Origin of the sequence: Cupriavidus oxalaticus (assembly GCF_038900635.1) — a bacterium.
Classification (GTDB): Bacteria; Pseudomonadota; Gammaproteobacteria; order Burkholderiales; family Burkholderiaceae; genus Cupriavidus; species Cupriavidus oxalaticus_B.
This window is the reverse complement of sequence record NZ_JAYMRX010000025.1, coordinates 37,827-56,775: the sequence shown is the minus strand read 5'-3', so window position 1 is coordinate 56,775 and position 18,949 is coordinate 37,827. Positions and strand designations below refer to the sequence as shown.

Here is an 18,949-nt window from a genome sequence, read left to right as displayed (position 1 = left end):
GGATTCGTGCCAGATCCGTTCCGGCCCGGCGGGGCCGGCAAGCGGCCGCCGCAACCCCCGCGCGCCGTGTAATTTCTACGCCGCCGGGCCGATTTGCCACCACGCCGGCAGCAGCCGGCGCACCTCCGGCGCGGCAAAGCGGTCGTCGATCAGGTAGACCACGCCTTCGTCCTGCTGGGTGCGGATCACCCTGCCCGCGGCCTGCACCACCTTGCGCAGGCCCGGATAGAGATAGGCATAGTCATAGCCCTGGCCGAAGGCCGACTGCATGCGCGCGCGGAACTGCTCGTTGACCGCGTTGAACTGCGGCAGCCCCAGCGTGGCGACGAAAGCGCCGATCAGGCGCTCGCCGGGCAGGTCCACGCCTTCGGCAAAGGCACCGCCCAGCACCGCAAAGCCGATGCCTGCGCCGCCCGGGACGAAGGCTGACAGGAACGCGGCCTGCGCCGCCTCGTCCATGCCGCGCGACTGGACCCAGTGCGGAATGTCGGGATGGGCCTGCGTGAAGCTCGACACGGCCTGCTGCAGGTACTCGTGGCTGCTGAAGAACGCGAGGTAGTTGCCGCGGCGGGCTCGGAACTGGTTCGCCATCAGCGCGGCAATGGCCGGCAACGACTGGCCGCGCCGCGCATAGCGGGTGGAAATCCGGCTGGCAATGCGTACCGACAGCTGTTCCGCCCGGAACGGCGACGGCACCGCCACGCGCGCGCAGTCGGCGGGCAAACCCAGCGTATCGAGGTAGTAGGCGGCCGGGTCCAGCGTGGCCGAGAACAGCGTGACGGAATGCGCCGCGGCAAAGCGCGGCCGCAGGAACGGCGCAGGTATGACGTTGCGCAGGCACAGGCGCGCATGGTTGCCGCGTCCGGCCTTTCCGGCAACGACTGGCCGCTGGATATCGAACAGCGAACTGGCATCGAGCTGCTCTGACAGCCGGCTGAAATGCAGGGCATCGAAATAAAACCGCTGCAGCGCCGGGGCGATCGCCGCGGGCTGTTCGGTCATGTGCGCCAGCACTGCCGCGCAGCAATCATCGAGCGCGCGCAGCAGGGGCGCGGGCACTTCCGGCAAGACTTCATAGGCCACGTCGGCCTGCCGCGCCAGCGCGCTCCAGTGGCGCGCCAGCCGGGCCAGCGGCCTGGCCACTGCAGCGGGAGCGCTGCGCCGGGCTTCGCGCAGCGCCTGCGGATCCAGCTCGGCGGTGTACATGGCGCGGCCGCGCTCGACCAGGTTGTGCGCCTCGTCGACCAGCACGCCCGCGCGCCAGCCGTTGGCAACGGTCAGCGCGTACAGCAGCGCGCTGCGGTCGAAGTAATAGTTGTAGTCCGCCACCACTACATCACTCCAGCGCACCAGTTCCTGCGCCACGTAGTAGGGGCAGATGCCATGCGCCAGCGCCAGCGTGCGCACCGCGGCACGGTCGCGCACCGGCACCTCGCCGGCGGCTTCGCGCGCGGCGGGCAGGCGATCGTAGAAGCCGCGCGCGAGCGGGCATGATTCGCCGTGGCAGGCAAGTTCCGGATGCTCGCAGGCCTTGTCGCGCGCCACCAGTTCGATCACCCGCAGCGGCTGCGCGCCGTGGCTGCGCAGCGCCTGCGCCGCGTGCAATGCGACGCCGCGGCCGGTGGAGCGCGCCGACAGGAAGAACGCCTTGTCGATGCCATGCCCCGGCATCGCCTTGAGCAGCGGGAACAGCGTGGCGATCGACTTGCCGATGCCTGTCGGCGCCTGGGCCAGCAGGGTGCGCCCGGCGCGGTTGGCGTTGTAGACCGCCTGCGCCAGCTCGCGCTGGCCGGGGCGGAATACCGGATGCGGGAAGGCCAGTCGCGCCAGCGCGGCATCGCGGGCCTGCCGGTGTGCCAGTTCGGCTTGTGCCCATTGCAGGAAGCGTTGGCAGGTCTGGACGAAGAACGCATCGAGATCGACCGCGGTGAAATGCTGCACCACCGGGTGCTCGCGCTGCCCCACGATGTCGAAATAGACCACGGCCACGTCGATCCCGGGTAGCCCGAGCTTGCGGCACATCAGGCATCCATAGATCTTTGCCTGCGCCCAGTGCAAATGGCGGTGGTTGTCCGGCACGGCGGCCTCGCCGCGCACGGTCTTGATTTCTTCCAGGCGGTTGGCGTCCGGATCGTAGCCATCGGCCCGGCCGCGCACGTGCAAGGGACCGAAATCCGCCGACAGCGGCACTTCCGCCTGGTAGCCCGGGCCGCGCCTGCCTGTCACCAGCGCGTGGCCGGCGACGCCTTCCTGCGCAGTTGGCGTCGGCACGAAGCGCAGGTCGAGATCGCCTGCCTTGGCGGTGAAGTCGCACAATGCGCGCACGGCGACGACGTAGGCAGGGGCCTGCGCAGGGGCTGGGAGCGGAACGGGGGCGTCAGGTGGGTCGACGGGCACGCGGCTGGAACGGCTGGAACGGCTGGAACGGCTGGAACGGGAAGGCTGTATGAATATACAGTATCGGAGCCGATTCACCCGTCCTGCGCGGCAGCGGCGGCATAAGACGCGCTGGCGGAACAGTGAGCCGCGCCAAGATTCAGCCGCCCGGGGCCGCACGCGTCCGCAGCAGGCCGCTCGCGCCGCCGGCCAGTGCCCCACGCGCCGGGCGCCCACGCCGGCCCGCAGCGGCAACGCTCCGGATGCCGGCTTCCTTCTGTTCGCGATACTCGACCAGCATCGCCTCGCGTTGGCGGATGCGTTCTTCCAGTACGGCAATCGACTGGCTCAATCGCGTCATTTCGCTGCCCTGGCGCGAAGCCGATTCGGCAGCATGCGCGAGCCGCTCGAGCGCGGCCTTGCGTTCTGCTTCCAGCAACTTCTGCGCTTCCTTGCCCGCCACGCGGGCCGCATCCAGTTCCAGCGCCAGCCGGCGTTCGCTGGCCGTGGCGCGGGCGGTCATGGTTTCGCGCTCCTGGTCCCACGCGGCGCGCTCGGCGGCAAATTCCCGCTGCAGGGCGGCACGGGCCCCCAGCGCGGCGCCAGCCTCGGCGCGTAACGTTTCGACCTGCTGCTGCAAGACGGTAGCGCGGGATTCAGCCTGCGCGCCCCGCTCCAGCGCCTCGTCCCGCGCGCGCGTCATCTCCGCCATTGCCGCTTCGGCACCGTCCAGCCGCGCCTGCATGAGCAGGCGCTCCTGCTCCAGCGTTTCCCGTTCCCTGGCCAGCGTCGCCTGCGCCTCGGCCAGCGTCGTCTCCCGCTGGGCCAGCGCGGCTTCGGCCTGTGCCCGGGCGACCTGCAATGCGGCCTCCCACAGGTAGCGCGCCGCTTCGCTGACCGGTTCCGGGCAACCCGGTTTCGGCGCGAAGCCTTGCGGATCCTGCAATCGCCCGCCGAGCGCGGCAAACCATGCGTCGAGGTGGGGGCTGACGGTGTTGGGCGAACCGCGCCCCAGATGCAGGCGGATGCGTTCGATGGTCGGACGCTGGCCTGCCTTGAGCAGGCTGTCGGCGGCGGCCCAGACGTCGTCGCGGGTGATGCCTCGGGAGCGGAGTGTTTCCATGGTCAGTCCGGGAAAGCCAAATTAAGGTTCGATAATGGAGACTTATCGAGCGCTATCTGATATTTATGTATGATATAATACAGCATACATCATATTTATTATGATACCAATCAACCCATCCCAGCCTGTCTCCGATGTCGAATTTCCGGCGCCGCTTCGCCCGTCTGAACTGGATCCACTCGCCGAGCAGGCCGCGAACGCGCTTCGCCGCGAAGGCGAGTCGCCCAACACCGTGGCGAGCTACCGGTCTGCCCTGCGCTACTGGGCTGCCTGGCATGGGCTGCGCTACCGCCAGCCGATCCGGCTTCCGCTTGCTGCTGCCGTCGTGGTTCAGTTCATCGTCGACCACGCTACGCGGCAGACGCCGCACGGGCCTGTCTGCGAACTGCCCCCGGCGATCGATCAGGCGCTGGTCGCTGATGGATACAAGGCACGACCCGGCGCGCCCGCGCTGTCCACGCTGACGCACCGCCTTGCGGTGCTGGCCAAGGCCCACCGCTTGCAGCAGTTGCCCAATCCCTGTGCCGACGCCTCGGTGCGGGAGCTGATGTCCGGCATCCGCCGCGCCTATGCGCGCCGCGGACAACGTCAGGCGCGCAAGGCCGCGCTCACGCGCGACCCGCTGCTGCGGCTGCTTGCTGCCTGCGATGACTCATTGCGCGGCGTGCGCGACCGCGCGCTGCTGCTGTTCGCATGGGCCAGCGGCGGCCGCCGCCGTTCCGAGGTCGCACGGGCGACGGTGGAGAACCTGACGCGTGTCGCACCGGGCGAATTCGTCTACGTGCTGGGCTGGTCCAAGACCAACCAGTCGGGCCGCGATCATGCCGATGCCGCCAAGCCCGTGACCGGTGCAGCGGGCCAGGCGCTGGAGGCATGGCTGGCCGCCTCGGGCATTGCCGACGGACCGCTGTTCCGCCGCATCCGGCGCGGGGGCCATGTGGGTGAAGGATTGTCCGACGCTGCCGTGAGCCGCATCGTCAAGGCGCGCTGCGCGCAGGCGGGACTGGAGGGCGACTTTTCCGCGCATTCGCTGCGCGCGGGCTTCGTCACCGAAGCAGCATCGCAACAGGTGCCGCTGGCCGAGACCATGGCGATGACTGGCCACGCCAGCGTAGCCACGGTGGTGCGCTATTTCCGCGCGGCGGACATGCAGCGCTCGCGCGCGGCGGACCTGCTCGGGTCGGCACAAACGGAAGAGACAAAGCGCTAGCGGGCGCAGAACGCGCCGCAAATGCGGGTATTTCGCTATCCCCGTGCGCTGGCCCGGCATGCCTCAGGTGCCTATACTGGCAGGCGCGCCGGACATTGCCAGATGCGCTGGCCGGCAGCACCCTGAGGTCCGGGGCAGGTGATGGCGGCCCGCCCGGACGAACCCACGATGTGCGCCGGAACGCGTGCCGGAGCGGCTGCCGGGCCAGACCAGTGGAAACGCGGAGATGGGCATGCCCAACGAACAATTCCTCGCCACCCAGGAAACTCGCCGCTCGGGGCTGCAAGCCTTGCGGGCGGCCTTGCTGCAAGTTCACAAGGAAGTCATCGGCTACGACCGCAGCCAGTACGAACGGCTGAACGGCCCGATCCCGGCCGGACTGTTTGTCCAGCTGGTCACGGAGGACAACTTCTTTCGCTGGCTCGATCCGCTGTCGCGGCTGATCATCGAGGTCGATGAGGAGCTTGAATCGAAGGAGCATCACGACGACACCTGCCGCGCCGTGGCGCGCGCGGCCGAGAAGCTCTTCAGCGACGGTGCCGATCCTGGCTTTCGCAGGCGCTATCAGGAAGCATTGCAGGACGAATCGGGTGTCATCGTGGCGCACGGGCGCCTGATGTCCGTGATCGGCCAGTTGCGCCAGCTGCCTTAGCTGTCGTGGTGTCCGCCCGGGACGCAGCGCCAGGCGCGCGGCCGTAGCACACCTCGCCATCAAACGAGATGGCCCGGAAGCCGTGCGCCCTGGCCATCCCCACCGGCCATCCTGGCCGGACAGCCGTCACCGGCCCCTGCCTCCGCCACGTCCGGCCCACCCGCCTCTGCCACGACCGCCGCCGTGCCAGCCGCGGTGTCCATGGTGACCGTGCTTCCAGCCGTGACCGCCGCCGCCATAGATAAAGGCAAAGCTGCCGTAGTAGCTGCCGTATCCGGGGCCGTAATAGGGGTAGCCGGGCGACACCGGATAACCGCTGTAGTACGGATAGCCGCTGTAGTACGGCGAGCTGACCGGGTATGCGGGATAGGCCAGGTAGTCGTCGCCGGCATAGGGATAGGCCACGCACCCGCTGACCAGCGCGGCCGCCAGCAACACTCCATATCCGTAGCGCATGGGTCCCTCCTTGCATCGCCAGCCTGGATTGCGGGCACAGGGTTAGACCGCCGCGGCCGGCACGCAATTCCACCAGCACCCGGCCCGCAATTTGCGTGGCCTTGACTGGCACCGCGCCCAGCAAAATGCGACTAACGACAATTCACGCACATAATTAGGAATTGTCCGATTTTTGGATGAGAAAGCCCGTATTACATTGCCTTTGCACCCGGCCCGCGGGTGCCCCGACAGAGCCAGGTTGACCCCCTTCCTGGCTCCTTTCACTGCCACGATGGTCCCCGCCATCGTGGCAATTTTTTTGTCCGCGCCGCGGGTTACAGGCCCTTCTCGACCATTTCCAGCAGCCGTTGCCCGAGCGGCTCCGCCATTTCGCGCGCGCGGCTGCGCAACGGGCCGTCGATCAGCAGGATCGCCAGGCCGTGCACTGCGGACCAGGCCAGGTATTCGGCCCCGGGCCGCCGCTCGGATGGCAATGCGCCGGCTTCCACCAGCTTGTCGAGCGCAGCGCCAAGCAGCTGGAACGGGTTGAGACCGCTGTTGCCCGCCTTGGCGGGATCGGCGTCATCCTCGACTTCATCCGGCACGGAAAACGCCGTGCGGAACAGGCCGGTTTCCGCCAGGGCGAAGCGCAGGTAGCCCGTGCCGACCGCGCGCAGGCATGCACGCGCATGGGCGGCGGCACCACGGCCCGGGCGCAATCCGCCGATCTCGGCCTCCATGGCGATCGCCAGCGACGACAAGGCCGATGCTCGCACCGCCTGCAGCAAGTCCTGCCGGCTGGCAAAGTGCCGGTACGCCGCATTGGGAACGACGCCGGCGCGGCGCGTGGCTTCGCGCAGCACGATGGCTTCAGGGCCGCCTTCGCGGGCCAGGTCGATGCCTGCGTCAAGCAAGGCGCGGCGCAGGTCGCCATGGCGGTAAGTGGCGCGCGCCGGGGGCGCGGGGACGGCCGGCTTCATGCGGCTCCCCTGTGATGCTGGATTCGGTTCATTATCTGTAGGCGCTTATAGTGAACAGTGTACACAAACATAGCGCCACCGGCTTGCCGCAGGCCGACATCCGCAGCCGGTATCAGAGGATGGGGGCGAACAGCTTGGCCACGTGCATGGCCACGCGCAGCGGCGCGGGCGCGCCCAGGAACTCGTCCGGCCCGATGCGTTTCGCGTTGGCGAAATCGGTTTCCAGCATGGCCGCCACGTCGCCAGCGAAGCCCTTGTCCGCCGTCATCACCATCAGTTCGAAGTTGAGCCGGAACGAGCGATTGTCGAGGTTGGCCGTGCCCACCGCGGCGGCTTCATCGTCGATCAGTATCACCTTCTGATGCAGGAAGCCCGGCTGATAGCGATACAGCTTGATTCCCGCGGCGACAGCCTGATACGCATAGATGGTCGATGCGGCGTAGACCACCAGGTGATCGGGACGCGCCGGTATCAGGATGCGCACATCGACGCCGCGCAGTACCGCCAGCCGCAGCACGGCGAACACCGCCTCGTCCGGCACGAAATACGGCGACGTGATCCAAAGCCGGTGCCGCGCCGACTGGATCGCCTCGACAAAGAACAGCGAACACGTTTCCTGCGAGTCCGCGGGACCGGTCGGAACCACCTGGCAGGTCATGCGGCCGCCCACCTCGGGTGGCGGCATCAGCAGGTGCGGAACTTCGCGCGCGGCCCAGTACCAGTCTTCGGCAAAGGACATCTGCAGGTCCAGCACCGCGCTGCCGCGCAATGCGATATGGGTGTCGCGCCACGGCGCCAGCGGCGGACGCTCGCCCAGGTACTCCACGCCGACATTGTGGCCACCGATAAACGCCTCGCGCCCGTCCACGATAACCAGCTTGCGGTGGTTGCGGAAGTTGAGCTGAAAGCGGTTGACGAAGCCGCGATGCGTGGAAAACGGCCGGGCGTCGACGCCTGCCTCGAGCAGGGTGCGCACGTAGCGTCGCGGCATCGCATGGCAGCCGATGCTGTCGAACAGGAAGTAGACCTTGACGCCGGCCTGCGCGCGCTCGCACAGCAGTGCCTGGAGGCGCCTGCCCAGCGCATCGTCGTGCACGATGAAGAACTGCACGATCAGCACCTGCCTGGCCTGGGCGATCGCGGCAAAGATGGCATCGAAGGTCTGCGCGCCGTTGACGAGCAGGCGCACGTCGTTGTTGGCCAGGCACGGCATGCCGGTCAGCCGCGGCAGCGCGCGCATGCAGACCTGCGTCGGCGCGTGCACCACGCTGGCGCTGCGGGCCTCGCGTTCGCGCGGGGTCATGCCGTGGCGGATCTCGCGCAGCCGGTCGTCATTGAAGCGGCGTGCATCGACATAGCCGGCAAAGGTGCTGCGCCCGAAGATCAGGTACGGGACCAGCGTGAAGTACGGCATCATCACCAGCGACCCTGCCCAGGCGATGGCGCCAGGCGCCGTGCGCACCGTCATGACGGCGTGCAGCGCCGCCATCACGCCGACGACGTGAAAGGCCAGGAGGATGAAGGCGATGACACTCGGGCTCTGCAGCATCGGTGGCTTGAGTCCCCGGACCGGAACACGATGCGCGCTATTTTGGCACACCACGGGCCGGATGTTGATGCCGCGCCGCACGCCTGCCTTCTTTTTTGGCACGCCGATGGGATGACGGTGTCATGCGGCCGCCAAGCCTGGGGCCAGCCCGTTGTCCACAGGATCTGTGGACAACTTCGCCCCCCTCGCAAGCCCCTCTGGCCATCAATGGCTGCCCGTTACCGCACCGGAACAAGAATGGCAAAAACGGCAGGCTTTTCGGAAACGTCCGATTGCTCCACGGCACGCGGCTTTTTACCCTTTGAGGCCGCGAGGTGCTCCTCATTCGCAGCCTGGCATGCGCGGCGCTTCGGTTCCGATCCCGTTCAACGCTGTCCGAAAGCCGCCCGCATACCCGTCCGATAGTCGCCCGATAGTCGTCCCATAGTTCGTCACCTTCCTGCCGTTCTCACACGCCGTCACGCTCGCTTCGTATGCCGTCGCCGATCACTATTGCGCTGCTGCTGGGCAGGTCGCCCCAGTTGCAGGACGTTCCAGACCTGCTGGTGCGCTCGGGTTTTCGCTGCAGCGTCTTCGACGCAGGCCGCGACCTGATCCACAGCGCCCTGCAGCAAACCTACGACATGCTGCTGCTTCCCGACGAAGTTGCCGACATCCCGGCCATCGACGTGATCCGCGCGGTGCGCAGCGCACGCTCGCGCGATGTGCCGATCATGATGCTGGGCGGCGACAGCTGCGAAGACCGACTGGTCGATGCGCTCGATGCCGGTGCCGACGACTACATGTGCCGTCCGCTCAGCCACCGCGTGCTGCTGGCGCGCATCGCCGCGCTGCGCCGCCGCGTGACCGGCGAGCGTCTGCGCCAGGGATTGGTGGTGCGTGCCGGCCCGTACCAGCTCAACAGCGTCGGGCGCTTCGCCACGCTGCGCGACGAGCGCATCGAGCTGACGCCGAAGGAGTTCGACCTGGCCATGCTTCTGTTTTCCAATGTCGGCCGGATGCTGCCCAACAGGCGCATCGAGCAGACGGTATGGCGCCATGAATTGCCGCCGCTGTCGCGGGCGCTGGCGGGGCTGATGTCACGGCTGCGCAAGACGCTCCGGCTTGGCATCGAGAACGGCATCATCGTCACCGTCGTCTACGCCCATGGCTACCGGCTCGATGTGCTGGAGGAAAGCAGCCTGCCGCGGCTGCCGGCAGCCGGCCGCGAGCCGGCCGAGCGCAAGCCTTCTGGCAGCTAAGCCTGCAGCGCTGCCGCCAGCGACAGGAAGTCGAGCACCGCCATGCCCGTGGCTGAACGCTTGGCCTCGCGCTTGGCGACTGCGGCGGCGGCGCCGATTTGCTGGCTGCCCAGGCGCTGCAGCGCAGCCACGCCCTCCCCGCTGACGCACACCACGCCCGCCGCCATCGATACCGGAGGAAAGAACACTGGCTGGCCGTGCCGGTCTTCGCCCTGCATGCCGCCCGCGGCACGATCTCCCGGCGCATACATGGCGAGTGCCGCATCGTTGAAGCGCCGCACCGCCTCTTGCGTCCGCGCCGGCCAGTCGCTGCTCTGGAACAGCACCAGGAAGTCGTCGCCGCCGACATGGCCGATGAAATCGCGCGCCGGGTCGCACGCCTCGACCAGGATCGCGGCAGCGCCCTTGAGCATTTCGTCGCCCTTCCAGTAGCCGTACTTGTCGTTGAACGGCTTGAAGTGGTTCAGGTCGACATAGCACGCGTGGAACTCGCTGGCGGCGTCGATCAGGCGCTCGATATGCTGGTTGAGCGGGATATTGCCCGGCAGGAACGTCAGCGGATTGGCATAGCGTGCCGCCTCCATGCGCACTTCGGTGATTGCGCGGATCAGGTCGGCGCCTGTGCCCAGCCCGATATAGCGGCCTTGCTCGGTGATCAGGAAGCCATCGGCCAGCGAGCGGGTGTTCTCTCCGGCCAGGATCTGCGCCATTTCCTCCAGGGTCGCGTGGCGCTCGAAGCAGGCCGGTTCGCGGTTGGCCATGGCAATGCAGGCCTTCTTGCCATACAGCTCGCGGTGGAACGGTGCGGCGTAGCGGTCGATAAAACCCTGGCGGCCGATGATGGCAAGCGGCCGTCCATCGTCATGGACCACCGCCATGGCATGCAACTCGGGCTGGTCCTGGAACATGCGCAGCACCGCGTCGTTGCTGGCGGCCGGCGATACCGTCGGTGCCGGACGCAACAGCCGCCCGGCGGTCATGCCGGACCAGCCCGATCGCACCAGTTGCGGAAACACGGCGATATGCCGGGACGCCAGCGTGCGCCGCACCTGCGGGGCCACCTGCGTATCCGGGCGCGCCGACGGCCTGCCGATGTAGTAACCCTGCGCGCCGGTCACGCCGAGGTCGCGGACCACCGCAAGTTCATCCTCATGCTCGATTCCCTCGGCAATGACGCGCCCGCCGAAGGCGCTCATCATGCGCATCACCGCACGCAGTATCTCCAGCCGTCGCGAACACGAGGCGATGCCGCGTATCAGCGACTTGTCGATCTTGACGAACTGCGGCGACAGTTGCGCCAGCAGATCCAGGTTGGCATGGCCGGAGCCGAAGTCGTCCAGCGCATACTGCATGCCCAGCTCGCGCAGCAGCGACATGGCCGTGCCGAAGCTGGCGGCATCGCCGATCGGAGTCTGCTCGGTGACCTCGACCACCAGCCGCGACGGTGCGATACCGGCTCGCAGCAACGCCGCCGACAAGCGCTCGCGATCGGCCAGCAGATGCCGCAACGTCATCGGACTGAAATTCAGGAACAGCTTGCCGGGCAGTTCCAAACCGCGCCAGGCGGCCAGCGCGGTGCGCGCCGCCTCGATTTCCAGCGCGATGGTGTCCTCGACACCCTGCGCAAGGCGAAACAAGGCTTCCGGCAATGCGTAAGGCGAGTCCGCCGGGCCGCGGACCAGTGCTTCGTAGCCGAGCAGCTCGGCATTGCCAGCCTGCACGATCGGCTGGAATACCGCATGCAGCGGCGGGATCTGCACGCGTGGCACCGCCGGCCCGGCAGGGATGCCCGGGATGAGGTGGAACGGTGGCAGTGCGGCGTCGTGGCCGGGCATGATGGATCCGGGAGGCAAGGCAGATTGGCAGGGCACAAGACCCCGCGGCGGGCCACATTGCATGACATACATATGACAAGACGATGACAGTCCCATGTCTGGAATGTCACGCGGGCGTCACGTTTATCCGTGACAATGCGCGCGCCGCCCGCGACCCTCCCGCACGAGGAAGGCGCGACGGCAAACCGGGTCAAGCCCGGGCTGCGCTGCCGCCCGCTGCGGTTGGCTGGACGCGCGCCCGTCAGGAGTCATCTCCGTGTTGCACGTCATCAAGTCAAGCCTGCCGGGCCGCCGCCCGGTTTTTTCCGCGCTGGGCCGGGCCGCCTCGCGTCTGAACCGCCTGCCGCTGGTCGCACGCCTGTGCGCCGCCTTTGCCCTGGTCTACCTGTTCGGGGCCGCGGTCGGGTTGACCGGGATCGCCAACCTCGTCTCGATCAAGGCGCGCACCGATACCCTCTACCAGCAGGACATGCATGGCGCCATGTCGGCCGAGCGCGCGCATTCGGCGCTGGCCGTACTCGGGCGCGCCCAACTGGCGCTGACGATGGCCACAAGCGGCACCGAGCGCGACACCGCCGCCGGCGAGATCGAACAGGCGCTGGCGCGGCTCGACGCGGCGCTGGCCGGCGTGCGCCAGGCCAATGCCACGCTGGCGGGGCCGCTGCTCGACGCGCGGCAACGCGCCGCCGAGCTCGTGCAAGGCTATATCGCGCTGCTGCGCAAGCAGCCGCTCGATCCGTTGCAGTTCGACAGCGCGGTCTCGGTCGAGGGCCACTTCGTCACCGAGCAACTGCAGGCCCTGAGCCAGCGTATCGAGGCGGTGCGTGTGCAGCAGGAGCGGCAGGCCGCCGCGACCGTGGCAAGCGTCGCCAGCAGCCAGCTGCGCGCGCAGGCATGGATGGTGGCCCTGCTCGGCGCCAGCCTGCTGGCCGCCGCAGGGCTGGCGTGGATCGCCGCGCGCAGCCTGCGAGCGGAGCTGGGTGGCGAGCCGCGCGACGCCGCCGAGATTGCGCGGCGCATTGCCGCCGGCGACCTGACCGCCACGATCGCGCTGCATCCCGCGGATCGCAGCAGCATGCTGCACCACGTGGCGGGCATGCGCGACCAGCTCGCCGGCGTGCTGGCACGCATTCATGGCTCCGCGCAGGAGATCGCCGCGGCCAGCCAGCAGATCGCCGCCGACAATCACGCATTGTCGGCCCGGACACAGCTGCAGGCCAGCGCACTCGATGCCGCCGGTGCCAGCATGGAGGCGCTGGCGGGGCGCGTTGCCGACGCGCACGCCCAGGCAACCGAATCGAGCCTGCTGGCCGACCAGGCGCGCGCCGCCACCGATGCCGGCGCGGACGTGGTGCGGCAGATGCGCGGCGCCATGGATGCGCTGCACGGCCACTCGCGCCACATCGCTGAAATCGTCAGCGTGATCGAGGCCATCGCGTTCCAGACCAATATCCTCGCGCTCAACGCCGCCGTCGAGGCCGCCCGGGCGGGTGCGGCCGGACGCGGCTTTGCCGTGGTCGCGCAGGAAGTGCGCGCGCTGGCCCAGCGCAGCGCCGACGCCGCGCGCGAGATCGGCGGCATCATCGGCACCGCCACGCATGAAATCGGCCTGGGCGCGCGCCTGAGCGGTGACGTGGTGGCAGCCATGGAGCGTATCGCCACTGCCGTCCAGCGCAGCCATGCGCTGGCCGGAACCCTGTGCACGCTGGCCGACCAGCAGGCCGCCAGTGTGCAGGCGGCTGCCGGATCCGTCACGCAGCTGCGCCAGACCGCCCAGCAGAATGCCGGGCTGGTCGATGAGCTCGGTGGACAGGCCGGACGCCTCGATCACCAGGCCGCGGTTCTGGCCAAGGATGTGGCGCGTTTCCGCTTCTGAGCGGCAAGCCTTGTCGCTTCCCGGATTCGCCAATGCGTCTGGCAGATGTGTCTGCGCGAAACATTTGACATGGCGAGGTAACCGGCATTTACGTCTTCCTCGACAAAGTTACAGATCTGTTTCAACTGAAGCGGTGCCGGTTACGTGCAAGCCCCTGGCTGCCTAGTAATCTTGCCTCACACCAACTGAACTGGCATCCGCCCAGGAAACCATGGCTGAACGACTGATCATGCTGGACGTACCGGGCGTCCTGTACTCCGACCGCTCCCGTGCCCGCCTCGGCGGCATTCCGGATTCAGGCACGCTGCGCGATGTCAGGTTCTTCGACCCGATCGCGCTCGGCTTCGTCCGCCGCCTGTTCGGTGTCGCCGGTGCGCGCGTGGTGGTGTCCGATGCCTGGCGGCGCGGCACGCCGGCAGCGATCCTGCAGCAGCTGGACCTGCAGATCGAAGCCATGACCCCGGCCGCCACGGGCGGCCATGGCGCAGAGATCGCCGCTTACTTTGCGCAGGCTGCGGCGCCCGTCCATTACGTGATCCTGTCATGCGCCGCCCCCGAGTCCATGCCGGAAGCCATGCGCGATCACCTGGTCAGCGTCGATCCGGCGCTCGGGCTGACGCTGGAAAACTTCCAGCAAGCGCTCGGCATCCTTGGCGTGGCCTGCCCGTCCACGGTGATGCCCGCGCCCAAGCTCGATGCCGGGCTGAAGGCCAAGCTGGAACAACTGCAGCAGCTGGCGCGCGAGAACCCGGCGCGCTTCGCCACGGAGCAGGCTGCGCAAGTCATGCGTGAGTACGTCCACGTCTGATCCGCAGCCACCTGTGCGGCAAGCCAAGCGGGGCGCCTTCGGGCGCCTCGTTTGCATTCCGCGTAACGCGCGATCCCGTATCATGCTCGCTGCCGCCGGCATTCCCGCCGGCACCACCGCCAGGATCATCCAGGATATAGCCATGCCCCACCTCGTCATCGAACTCACGGAAAACACCCGCCTGAACTGCTCGCAGGAAGAGTTGCTCGATGAAGCCAACGCCGCGTTGCTGGCGTCGGGGCAATTCCAGGAGGCCGATATCAAGTCGCGCTGCATCACGCTGTCGACCTACCGGCAGGGTGTGGATGCGGCGGATCGCGCGTTCGTCCATGCGCGCCTGTCGATCCTCGATGGCCGCGACACCGCGGTGCGCCAGGCGTTGGGCCAGGCCGTCTGCGACGTGATCGCCGATGCCGTGCGCACGGGCGTGGACGGTGGTCAGTCGGTGCAGGTCTCGGTGGAAGTGTGCGAGATGCAGCGCGCCACCTTCGCCAAGCAGGTCATTGGCTGAGCCACGGCGACGCGCCAATACTTGCCGGCCAATAAAAAGCCCGCGGCCCTCTCAGGCCGCGGGCACCAGCTTCGGGGAAGACGCCGAAGCCTGTCACGGGGAGCGCCCCCGCACCCATGACGTCTGGAATTCTAGGGGGACGTCCGCGCCGGCGGATTGACCTGGATTAAATGCCCCACATTGTCCCAGCCATGAAAAAAGGAGCCGCGAGCGGCTCCTTTTTCATTGGGACAGGCTGTGGCGCAAATCAGGCCGCGGCGTCCTTCAGCTTCTTCAGCGGGCGCACCTTCACCTTGACGCTGGCCGGCTTGGCCGGGAACCAACGCTCTTCACCGGTGAACGGGTCCTTGCCGAAGCGCTTCTTCTTGGCCGGTACTTGCTGCGCCGTCACCTTCAGCAGGCCCGGCAGCGTGAATTCACCAGCGCCCTTCTTGTTCAGCGCGCTGACGATGGTGTTTTCCAGATGGGCCAGAACCGTCTTCACGGTCTTGGCTTCCAGTTCCGTCTGGGCTACCAGGTGAGCGACCAGGCTCGACTTGTTGAAGGTGTCCTTCAGCGGGCGCGCAACGGGCGCAGCGGCGGGAGCAGCCTTCTTGGCCGGCGCGGCCTTCTTGGCGGCAGCCTTCACGGGTGCCTTGGTTGCCGCAGCCTTCTTGGCAGCGGGCTTGGTTGCAGTCTTCGCGGTCGGTTTCGCTTTGGTCGCCATATCGATATACGTAAGTTGAACGATGGATGCCGGCTCATCGTTTTGCATCGCTCAGCAGCGCTGCGCAAAACGCCTTGTCGGCGCCCACTGAATCATAGCGGAAACAGCCGTAAGTCAAGGGGTTTTCGTGCATGCGAAGCGCAAAACCCCGTGAAAACCCCGGGTTTTGTCGCGGCTTTGCCTCAGTGAAAACGCGAAAAGGGCCTACGTACCCCCGTTTTGGCACTTGCGCATGCTGCGCGACGAGACCACGCAACCGGATTCAATGCCTCAGCCGGGCACCGCAAGCGCAAGCAGCGGGCCTGCAAACAGCGCGCCGAGCGCAAGCAGCGGCAGCGATGCATCGGCCTGCGCCCATGCGCGCGACAGTGCCGGCAGACTGGCCTGCATGCCGAACACGCTGGCCACGCACAGCAGCGAAACCGGCGCAACGGCGAAAAGCGCCAGCGTGCGCAGAGGCCTGCCGCCAAGGGTCGGCGCATTGCTCGCGAGAGTCTTGGATCGGGACATGTCCGCTTCCTGGGATGAGATGCGGGCATTGTCGGCGGCGCTGGCTGAACCCGGCCTGAGCGTTTCGTTCAGCCAGCGTTCAGGCATTTTGATGCAAACTTCGGGCCATGAAGCGTTTTCGCGCGCCGCTGGAGCGCCCTGCCCGCCTGCTGTCCGCTGCCGCACTGGCAGCGCTGCTGGCGCTCGCGGCCGTGCCTGCCGCGCATGCCGACAAGGATGCCGACCGTGCCCGCGCGGCGGTGCAGTCGGGCGAAATCCTGCCGCTGTCGCGCATCCTCGAGACCGTCTCGCGGCAGTATGCCGGCGACGTGATCGGCGTCGAGCTGGACCGCGACGACGGCATCTGGCTGTACGAGGTCAAACTGCTGCTGCCCGGCGGCTCGGTGGCCAAGCTGGAATACGATGCGCGCACCGCCGCGCTGATCAAGGCCAAGGGCCGCGGCCTGGAAGAGGCGCGCAAGAAGCCGTGAGCGCGCGCCGCCCGCCAACCTGCCCACGGGGAGACACTGATGCGCATCCTGCTGGTTGAAGACGAAGCTGCCCTGGCTGCGCAGGTCCGGACCAGCCTCTCCGATGCGGGCTACGCGGTCGACGTCGCCGCCGACGGCATCGATGCCTGCCACCTGGGCGAGCACGAACCGTACGACGCCGTGATCCTGGACCTTGGCTTGCCCCGGCTCGACGGCCTGTCCGTGCTAAGACGCTGGCGCGCCGGGCAGGTCAATGTGCCGGTACTGATCCTGACCGCGCGCGACAGCTGGACCGACAAGGTCGAAGGCATCGACGCTGGCGCCGACGACTACCTGGCCAAGCCGTTCCGCATGGAAGAACTGCTGGCGCGCATGCGTGCGCTGATCCGGCGCGCGCACGGCATGGCCGTGCCGGAGCTGCAATGCGGTCCGGTGCGGATGAACCCGCGCGCCGGCACCGTCACCGTGGACGGCGCGACGGTGGTGCTGACCTCGCATGAGTTCCGCGTGCTGGACTACCTGATGCACCACCCGGGCGCGATCGTCAGCAAGACCGCGCTGACCGAACACATCTACGCCCAGGATTTCGACCGCGACAGCAATACCATCGAGGTCTTCGTCGGCCGGCTGCGCCGCAAGCTGGGCGTGGACGTGATCGAGACGGTGCGCGGCCAGGGTTACCGACTGCGGCCGCCACCGGGCCCCGGCAGCGCGGGCGCGCCTTCGGCCCGGGCATAGATGCCCATCCGCCTGCGCCGTTCGCTCGCGCTGCGCCTGCTGGCGCTGGCCGCGATCTGGCTGGCCGCTGCGCTTGGCGGCAGCGGCTGGCTGCTGTCGGCGCTGTTCGAGCGCCACGTCAACGATACCTATGTGCGCCAGCTCGACCACCAGCTCGCCAGCTTGGCCGCGGCGCTGGACTGGGATGCCAGCGGCAAGCTGGTGCTGACGCGCGCGCCCGCCGATCCCCGCTATGAATTGCCTTACTCCGGCGCCTACTGGCAGGCGCGCGCGCCGGGCGCACTGCTGCGCTCGCGCTCGCTGTGGGACACCGAGATGCCCACCGCTGTGCAGCGGCGCCTGGCCGGCTCGCAGGCGGAAGTGCGCCCCGGGCCCAACGATCAGTCGCTGCTGGTGGTGTCGCGCCGGCTGGTGCTGGCCTCGGCGGATACCCCGGTGGAAGTCTCGGTCGCGCTGGATCGTACCGAACTGCGCACCGCCCGGCGCAATTTCAACCGCATGCTGGCATGGTCGCTGACGGCGCTGGGACTGGGCCTGATGCTCGCCGTGGCGGCACAGGTGAAATTCGGCCTGGCGCCGCTGGCACGGCTGCGGCGCGCGCTGGAAGCGATGCAGTCGCGCCGCGAAGCGCGCCTGGGCGGCGACTGGCCGACGGAAGTGGAACCGCTGGTCAGCGAAATCAACGCGCTGCTGGCGCGCAACGCGCAGGCACTGGAACGCTCGCGCCGCCAGGCGGCGGACCTCGCGCATGCGGTCAAGACGCCGCTGGCGGTACTTGCCAATGAGTCGGCGGCGCTACCAGGCAATGCCGCCTCCGCCGTCGTCGCCACGCAGGTGGAAGCGATGCGCCGCCAGGTCGACCGCCATCTGGCGCGGGCCCGCGCCGCCGGGGCGGCAGGCGCGCGCGGCGTGCGCATCGAGGCCGGGCCCGCCGTGCGCGAGCTGGTGCGCGCGCTGTCGCGGCTGCATGCCGCGCGCGCGCTGGCGCTGGAAGTGGAAGGCAACGGTCATTTTGCCGGCGACCGCCAGGACCTGGTCGAGATGCTCGGCAACCTGCTGGACAACGCCTGCCAGTGGGCGCGCACGCGCGTGCGCGTCACGCTGCGCGAGGCCGGCGGCGAACTCGAAATTACGGTCGAGGACGATGGGCCGGGCATGCCGCCCGAGGCACGCGAACTGGCCACCGCCCGCTTCGGCAGGCTGGACGAGTCGGCAGCCGGCAGCGGACTGGGCCTGGCGATCGTCACCGAAATCGCCGCGATGTACGAAGGCAGCCTGGGGCTGGCGACCAGCCCGTTGGGCGGGCTGTCGGCACGCCTGCGGCTGCCGGCGGGCCTGCCCTGATCCGATTCGAAATGCCCGTCAGTGCGCGCGTGCCTCCATTTCTTCGCGCGTATCGCGCGCCAGCCCCAGCGCGAAAGCGGTTTCCGCCACCAGGAACAGCGGGCCGATCAGCAGGCCCACCAGGTCGTCGACAAACGCGGGCTTGCGGCCTTCGTAGTAATGGCCGACAAACTGGATGATCCACCCCAGCACGAACAGCCCGACCCCGGCAGCCAGCCACGCGGCGGTCGGCATGGCGGCGATTTGCGCGCCGGCATAGAGGAACAGCGCCAGGATCGACGCCATCGCCACGCCGAAGCCCAGCGACAGGCGCAGGTAGAACAGGCACGACAGGATATACACCAGCATCGCCGGGGTCAGATGAGCCGAGCCGTCACCCAGCGGCATCGCCGGCCGCGCCAGCAACGTGGTCACCGCCAGCACGATCATCGGGATGCCGATGAAATGGGTGACGATATTGCGCGAATCACGGTGGTAGGCGGCGTAGTTGGCCAGGTGCTCGATCAGGGTTTTCACGGGGCGTCTCCTTGTGTGCGCAGGCGTGTGCGGAAGCTGCCGCCTGCTGCTGTGCGCGCTCATGTCGCA

18 protein-coding genes are annotated in these 18,949 nt (G+C 68.2%); 9 read left to right on the top strand and 9 right to left on the bottom strand.

Annotated elements, in window-relative coordinates; all coding sequences use genetic code 11:
• Positions 1-75: 75 nt before the first annotated feature.
• Positions 76-2,397 (bottom strand): ATP-dependent DNA helicase, encoded by a 2,322-nt coding sequence (locus tag VSR71_RS28805; protein ID WP_342917065.1) that lies wholly within the window; start codon positions 2,395-2,397, stop codon positions 76-78.
• Positions 2,398-2,536: 139 nt separating this feature from the next.
• Entirely contained in the window at positions 2,537-3,499 is a 963-nt protein-coding gene (locus VSR71_RS28800; protein ID WP_342917064.1) for a DNA-binding protein, read from the bottom strand.
• A gap of 100 nt (positions 3,500-3,599) precedes the next feature.
• Here VSR71_RS28800 and VSR71_RS28795 point away from each other — a divergent pair, with 100 nt between their 5' ends.
• Both VSR71_RS28795 and VSR71_RS28790 read left to right on the top strand, forming a co-directional pair.
• On the top strand, positions 3,600-4,709 hold the full coding sequence (locus VSR71_RS28795; protein ID WP_342917063.1) for a site-specific integrase: 1,110 nt from the start codon (positions 3,600-3,602) through the stop codon (positions 4,707-4,709).
• 226 nt (positions 4,710-4,935) lie between these two features.
• Positions 4,936-5,361 carry a hypothetical protein gene (locus tag VSR71_RS28790; RefSeq protein ID WP_116322148.1) on the top strand — a complete coding sequence of 142 codons (426 nt, stop codon included), beginning with the start codon at positions 4,936-4,938 and terminating at the stop codon, positions 5,359-5,361.
• Between the two features lie 126 nt (positions 5,362-5,487).
• On the opposite strand, the gene VSR71_RS28785 is transcribed toward VSR71_RS28790, so the two are convergent.
• The 3 genes from VSR71_RS28785 to cls form a co-directional block, all read right to left on the bottom strand.
• Positions 5,488-5,817: a hypothetical protein gene (locus tag VSR71_RS28785; protein WP_342917062.1), complete on the bottom strand. Its 330-nt coding sequence runs from the start codon at positions 5,815-5,817 to the stop codon at positions 5,488-5,490.
• A gap of 314 nt (positions 5,818-6,131) precedes the next feature.
• Positions 6,132-6,776 (bottom strand): TetR/AcrR family transcriptional regulator, encoded by a 645-nt coding sequence (locus VSR71_RS28780; protein WP_342917061.1) that lies wholly within the window; start codon positions 6,774-6,776, stop codon positions 6,132-6,134.
• 112 nt (positions 6,777-6,888) lie between these two features.
• On the bottom strand, positions 6,889-8,325 hold the full coding sequence (gene cls / locus VSR71_RS28775) for a cardiolipin synthase (protein ID WP_342917060.1): 1,437 nt from the start codon (positions 8,323-8,325) through the stop codon (positions 6,889-6,891).
• A 485-nt stretch (positions 8,326-8,810) separates the two neighbouring features.
• Between cls and VSR71_RS28770 the strand changes: the two genes are divergently transcribed.
• Positions 8,811-9,566: a response regulator transcription factor gene (locus VSR71_RS28770; RefSeq protein ID WP_428979470.1), complete on the top strand. Its 756-nt coding sequence runs from the start codon at positions 8,811-8,813 to the stop codon at positions 9,564-9,566.
• Here the strand turns inward: VSR71_RS28770 and VSR71_RS28765 are convergent.
• Positions 9,563-11,401, bottom strand: coding sequence for a phosphodiesterase (locus VSR71_RS28765; RefSeq protein WP_342917058.1), 1,839 nt, complete (start codon positions 11,399-11,401; stop codon positions 9,563-9,565). The two genes, VSR71_RS28770 and VSR71_RS28765, sit on opposite strands and share 4 nt — an antisense overlap.
• Positions 11,402-11,657: 256 nt before the next feature.
• Here VSR71_RS28765 and VSR71_RS28760 point away from each other — a divergent pair, with 256 nt between their 5' ends.
• From VSR71_RS28760 to VSR71_RS28750, 3 genes are all read left to right on the top strand, one after another.
• Entirely contained in the window at positions 11,658-13,277 is a 1,620-nt protein-coding gene (locus VSR71_RS28760) for a methyl-accepting chemotaxis protein (protein WP_342917057.1), read from the top strand.
• Between the two features lie 211 nt (positions 13,278-13,488).
• Positions 13,489-14,085, top strand: coding sequence for an HAD domain-containing protein (locus VSR71_RS28755; protein ID WP_342917056.1), 597 nt, complete (start codon positions 13,489-13,491; stop codon positions 14,083-14,085).
• Positions 14,086-14,227: 142 nt separating this feature from the next.
• Positions 14,228-14,596 carry a 5-carboxymethyl-2-hydroxymuconate Delta-isomerase gene (locus VSR71_RS28750; RefSeq protein ID WP_342917055.1) on the top strand — a complete coding sequence of 123 codons (369 nt, stop codon included), beginning with the start codon at positions 14,228-14,230 and terminating at the stop codon, positions 14,594-14,596.
• Positions 14,597-14,843: 247 nt separating this feature from the next.
• Here VSR71_RS28750 and VSR71_RS28745 read toward each other — a convergent pair whose 3' ends face one another.
• Both VSR71_RS28745 and VSR71_RS28740 read right to left on the bottom strand, forming a co-directional pair.
• Positions 14,844-15,302 carry an HU family DNA-binding protein gene (locus VSR71_RS28745; RefSeq protein ID WP_029047420.1) on the bottom strand — a complete coding sequence of 153 codons (459 nt, stop codon included), beginning with the start codon at positions 15,300-15,302 and terminating at the stop codon, positions 14,844-14,846.
• 270 nt (positions 15,303-15,572) lie between these two features.
• Positions 15,573-15,812: a hypothetical protein gene (locus VSR71_RS28740; RefSeq protein ID WP_342917054.1), complete on the bottom strand. Its 240-nt coding sequence runs from the start codon at positions 15,810-15,812 to the stop codon at positions 15,573-15,575.
• 107 nt (positions 15,813-15,919) lie between these two features.
• Here VSR71_RS28740 and VSR71_RS28735 point away from each other — a divergent pair, with 107 nt between their 5' ends.
• Genes VSR71_RS28735 through VSR71_RS28725 form a run of 3 tightly spaced genes read left to right on the top strand, consistent with a single transcriptional unit; the run spans position 15,920 to position 18,364 of the window.
• Entirely contained in the window at positions 15,920-16,282 is a 363-nt protein-coding gene (locus VSR71_RS28735; protein WP_342917053.1) for a PepSY domain-containing protein, read from the top strand.
• Between the two features lie 39 nt (positions 16,283-16,321).
• On the top strand, positions 16,322-17,020 hold the full coding sequence (locus VSR71_RS28730; protein ID WP_342917052.1) for a response regulator transcription factor: 699 nt from the start codon (positions 16,322-16,324) through the stop codon (positions 17,018-17,020).
• Positions 17,021-18,364 carry a sensor histidine kinase gene (locus VSR71_RS28725; protein WP_342917051.1) on the top strand — a complete coding sequence of 448 codons (1,344 nt, stop codon included), beginning with the start codon at positions 17,021-17,023 and terminating at the stop codon, positions 18,362-18,364. It begins immediately after the preceding gene.
• An 18-nt stretch (positions 18,365-18,382) separates the two neighbouring features.
• Here VSR71_RS28725 and VSR71_RS28720 read toward each other — a convergent pair whose 3' ends face one another.
• Positions 18,383-18,880: a DUF962 domain-containing protein gene (locus tag VSR71_RS28720; RefSeq protein WP_342917050.1), complete on the bottom strand. Its 498-nt coding sequence runs from the start codon at positions 18,878-18,880 to the stop codon at positions 18,383-18,385.
• Positions 18,881-18,949 lie beyond the last annotated feature (69 nt).

What these genes read in the sequence shown, in the direction of transcription:
- VSR71_RS28800 (WP_342917064.1), bottom strand. Translation starts at nt 3,499, where the DNA reads ATGGAAACACTCCGCTCCCGAGGCATCACCCGCGACGACGTCTGGGCC.
- VSR71_RS28780 (WP_342917061.1), bottom strand. Translation starts at nt 6,776, where the DNA reads ATGAAGCCGGCCGTCCCCGCGCCCCCGGCGCGCGCCACTTACCGCCAT.
- VSR71_RS28725 (WP_342917051.1), top strand. Translation starts at nt 17,021, where the DNA reads ATGCCCATCCGCCTGCGCCGTTCGCTCGCGCTGCGCCTGCTGGCGCTG.
- VSR71_RS28740 (WP_342917054.1), bottom strand. Translation starts at nt 15,812, where the DNA reads ATGTCCCGATCCAAGACTCTCGCGAGCAATGCGCCGACCCTTGGCGGC.
- VSR71_RS28750 (WP_342917055.1), top strand. Translation starts at nt 14,228, where the DNA reads ATGCCCCACCTCGTCATCGAACTCACGGAAAACACCCGCCTGAACTGC.
- VSR71_RS28795 (WP_342917063.1), top strand. Translation starts at nt 3,600, where the DNA reads ATGATACCAATCAACCCATCCCAGCCTGTCTCCGATGTCGAATTTCCG.
- VSR71_RS28735 (WP_342917053.1), top strand. Translation starts at nt 15,920, where the DNA reads ATGAAGCGTTTTCGCGCGCCGCTGGAGCGCCCTGCCCGCCTGCTGTCC.
- VSR71_RS28790 (WP_116322148.1), top strand. Translation starts at nt 4,936, where the DNA reads ATGGGCATGCCCAACGAACAATTCCTCGCCACCCAGGAAACTCGCCGC.
- cls (WP_342917060.1), bottom strand. Translation starts at nt 8,325, where the DNA reads ATGCTGCAGAGCCCGAGTGTCATCGCCTTCATCCTCCTGGCCTTTCAC.
- VSR71_RS28730 (WP_342917052.1), top strand. Translation starts at nt 16,322, where the DNA reads ATGCGCATCCTGCTGGTTGAAGACGAAGCTGCCCTGGCTGCGCAGGTC.
- VSR71_RS28745 (WP_029047420.1), bottom strand. Translation starts at nt 15,302, where the DNA reads ATGGCGACCAAAGCGAAACCGACCGCGAAGACTGCAACCAAGCCCGCT.
- VSR71_RS28755 (WP_342917056.1), top strand. Translation starts at nt 13,489, where the DNA reads ATGGCTGAACGACTGATCATGCTGGACGTACCGGGCGTCCTGTACTCC.
- VSR71_RS28785 (WP_342917062.1), bottom strand. Translation starts at nt 5,817, where the DNA reads ATGCGCTACGGATATGGAGTGTTGCTGGCGGCCGCGCTGGTCAGCGGG.
- VSR71_RS28765 (WP_342917058.1), bottom strand. Translation starts at nt 11,401, where the DNA reads ATGCCCGGCCACGACGCCGCACTGCCACCGTTCCACCTCATCCCGGGC.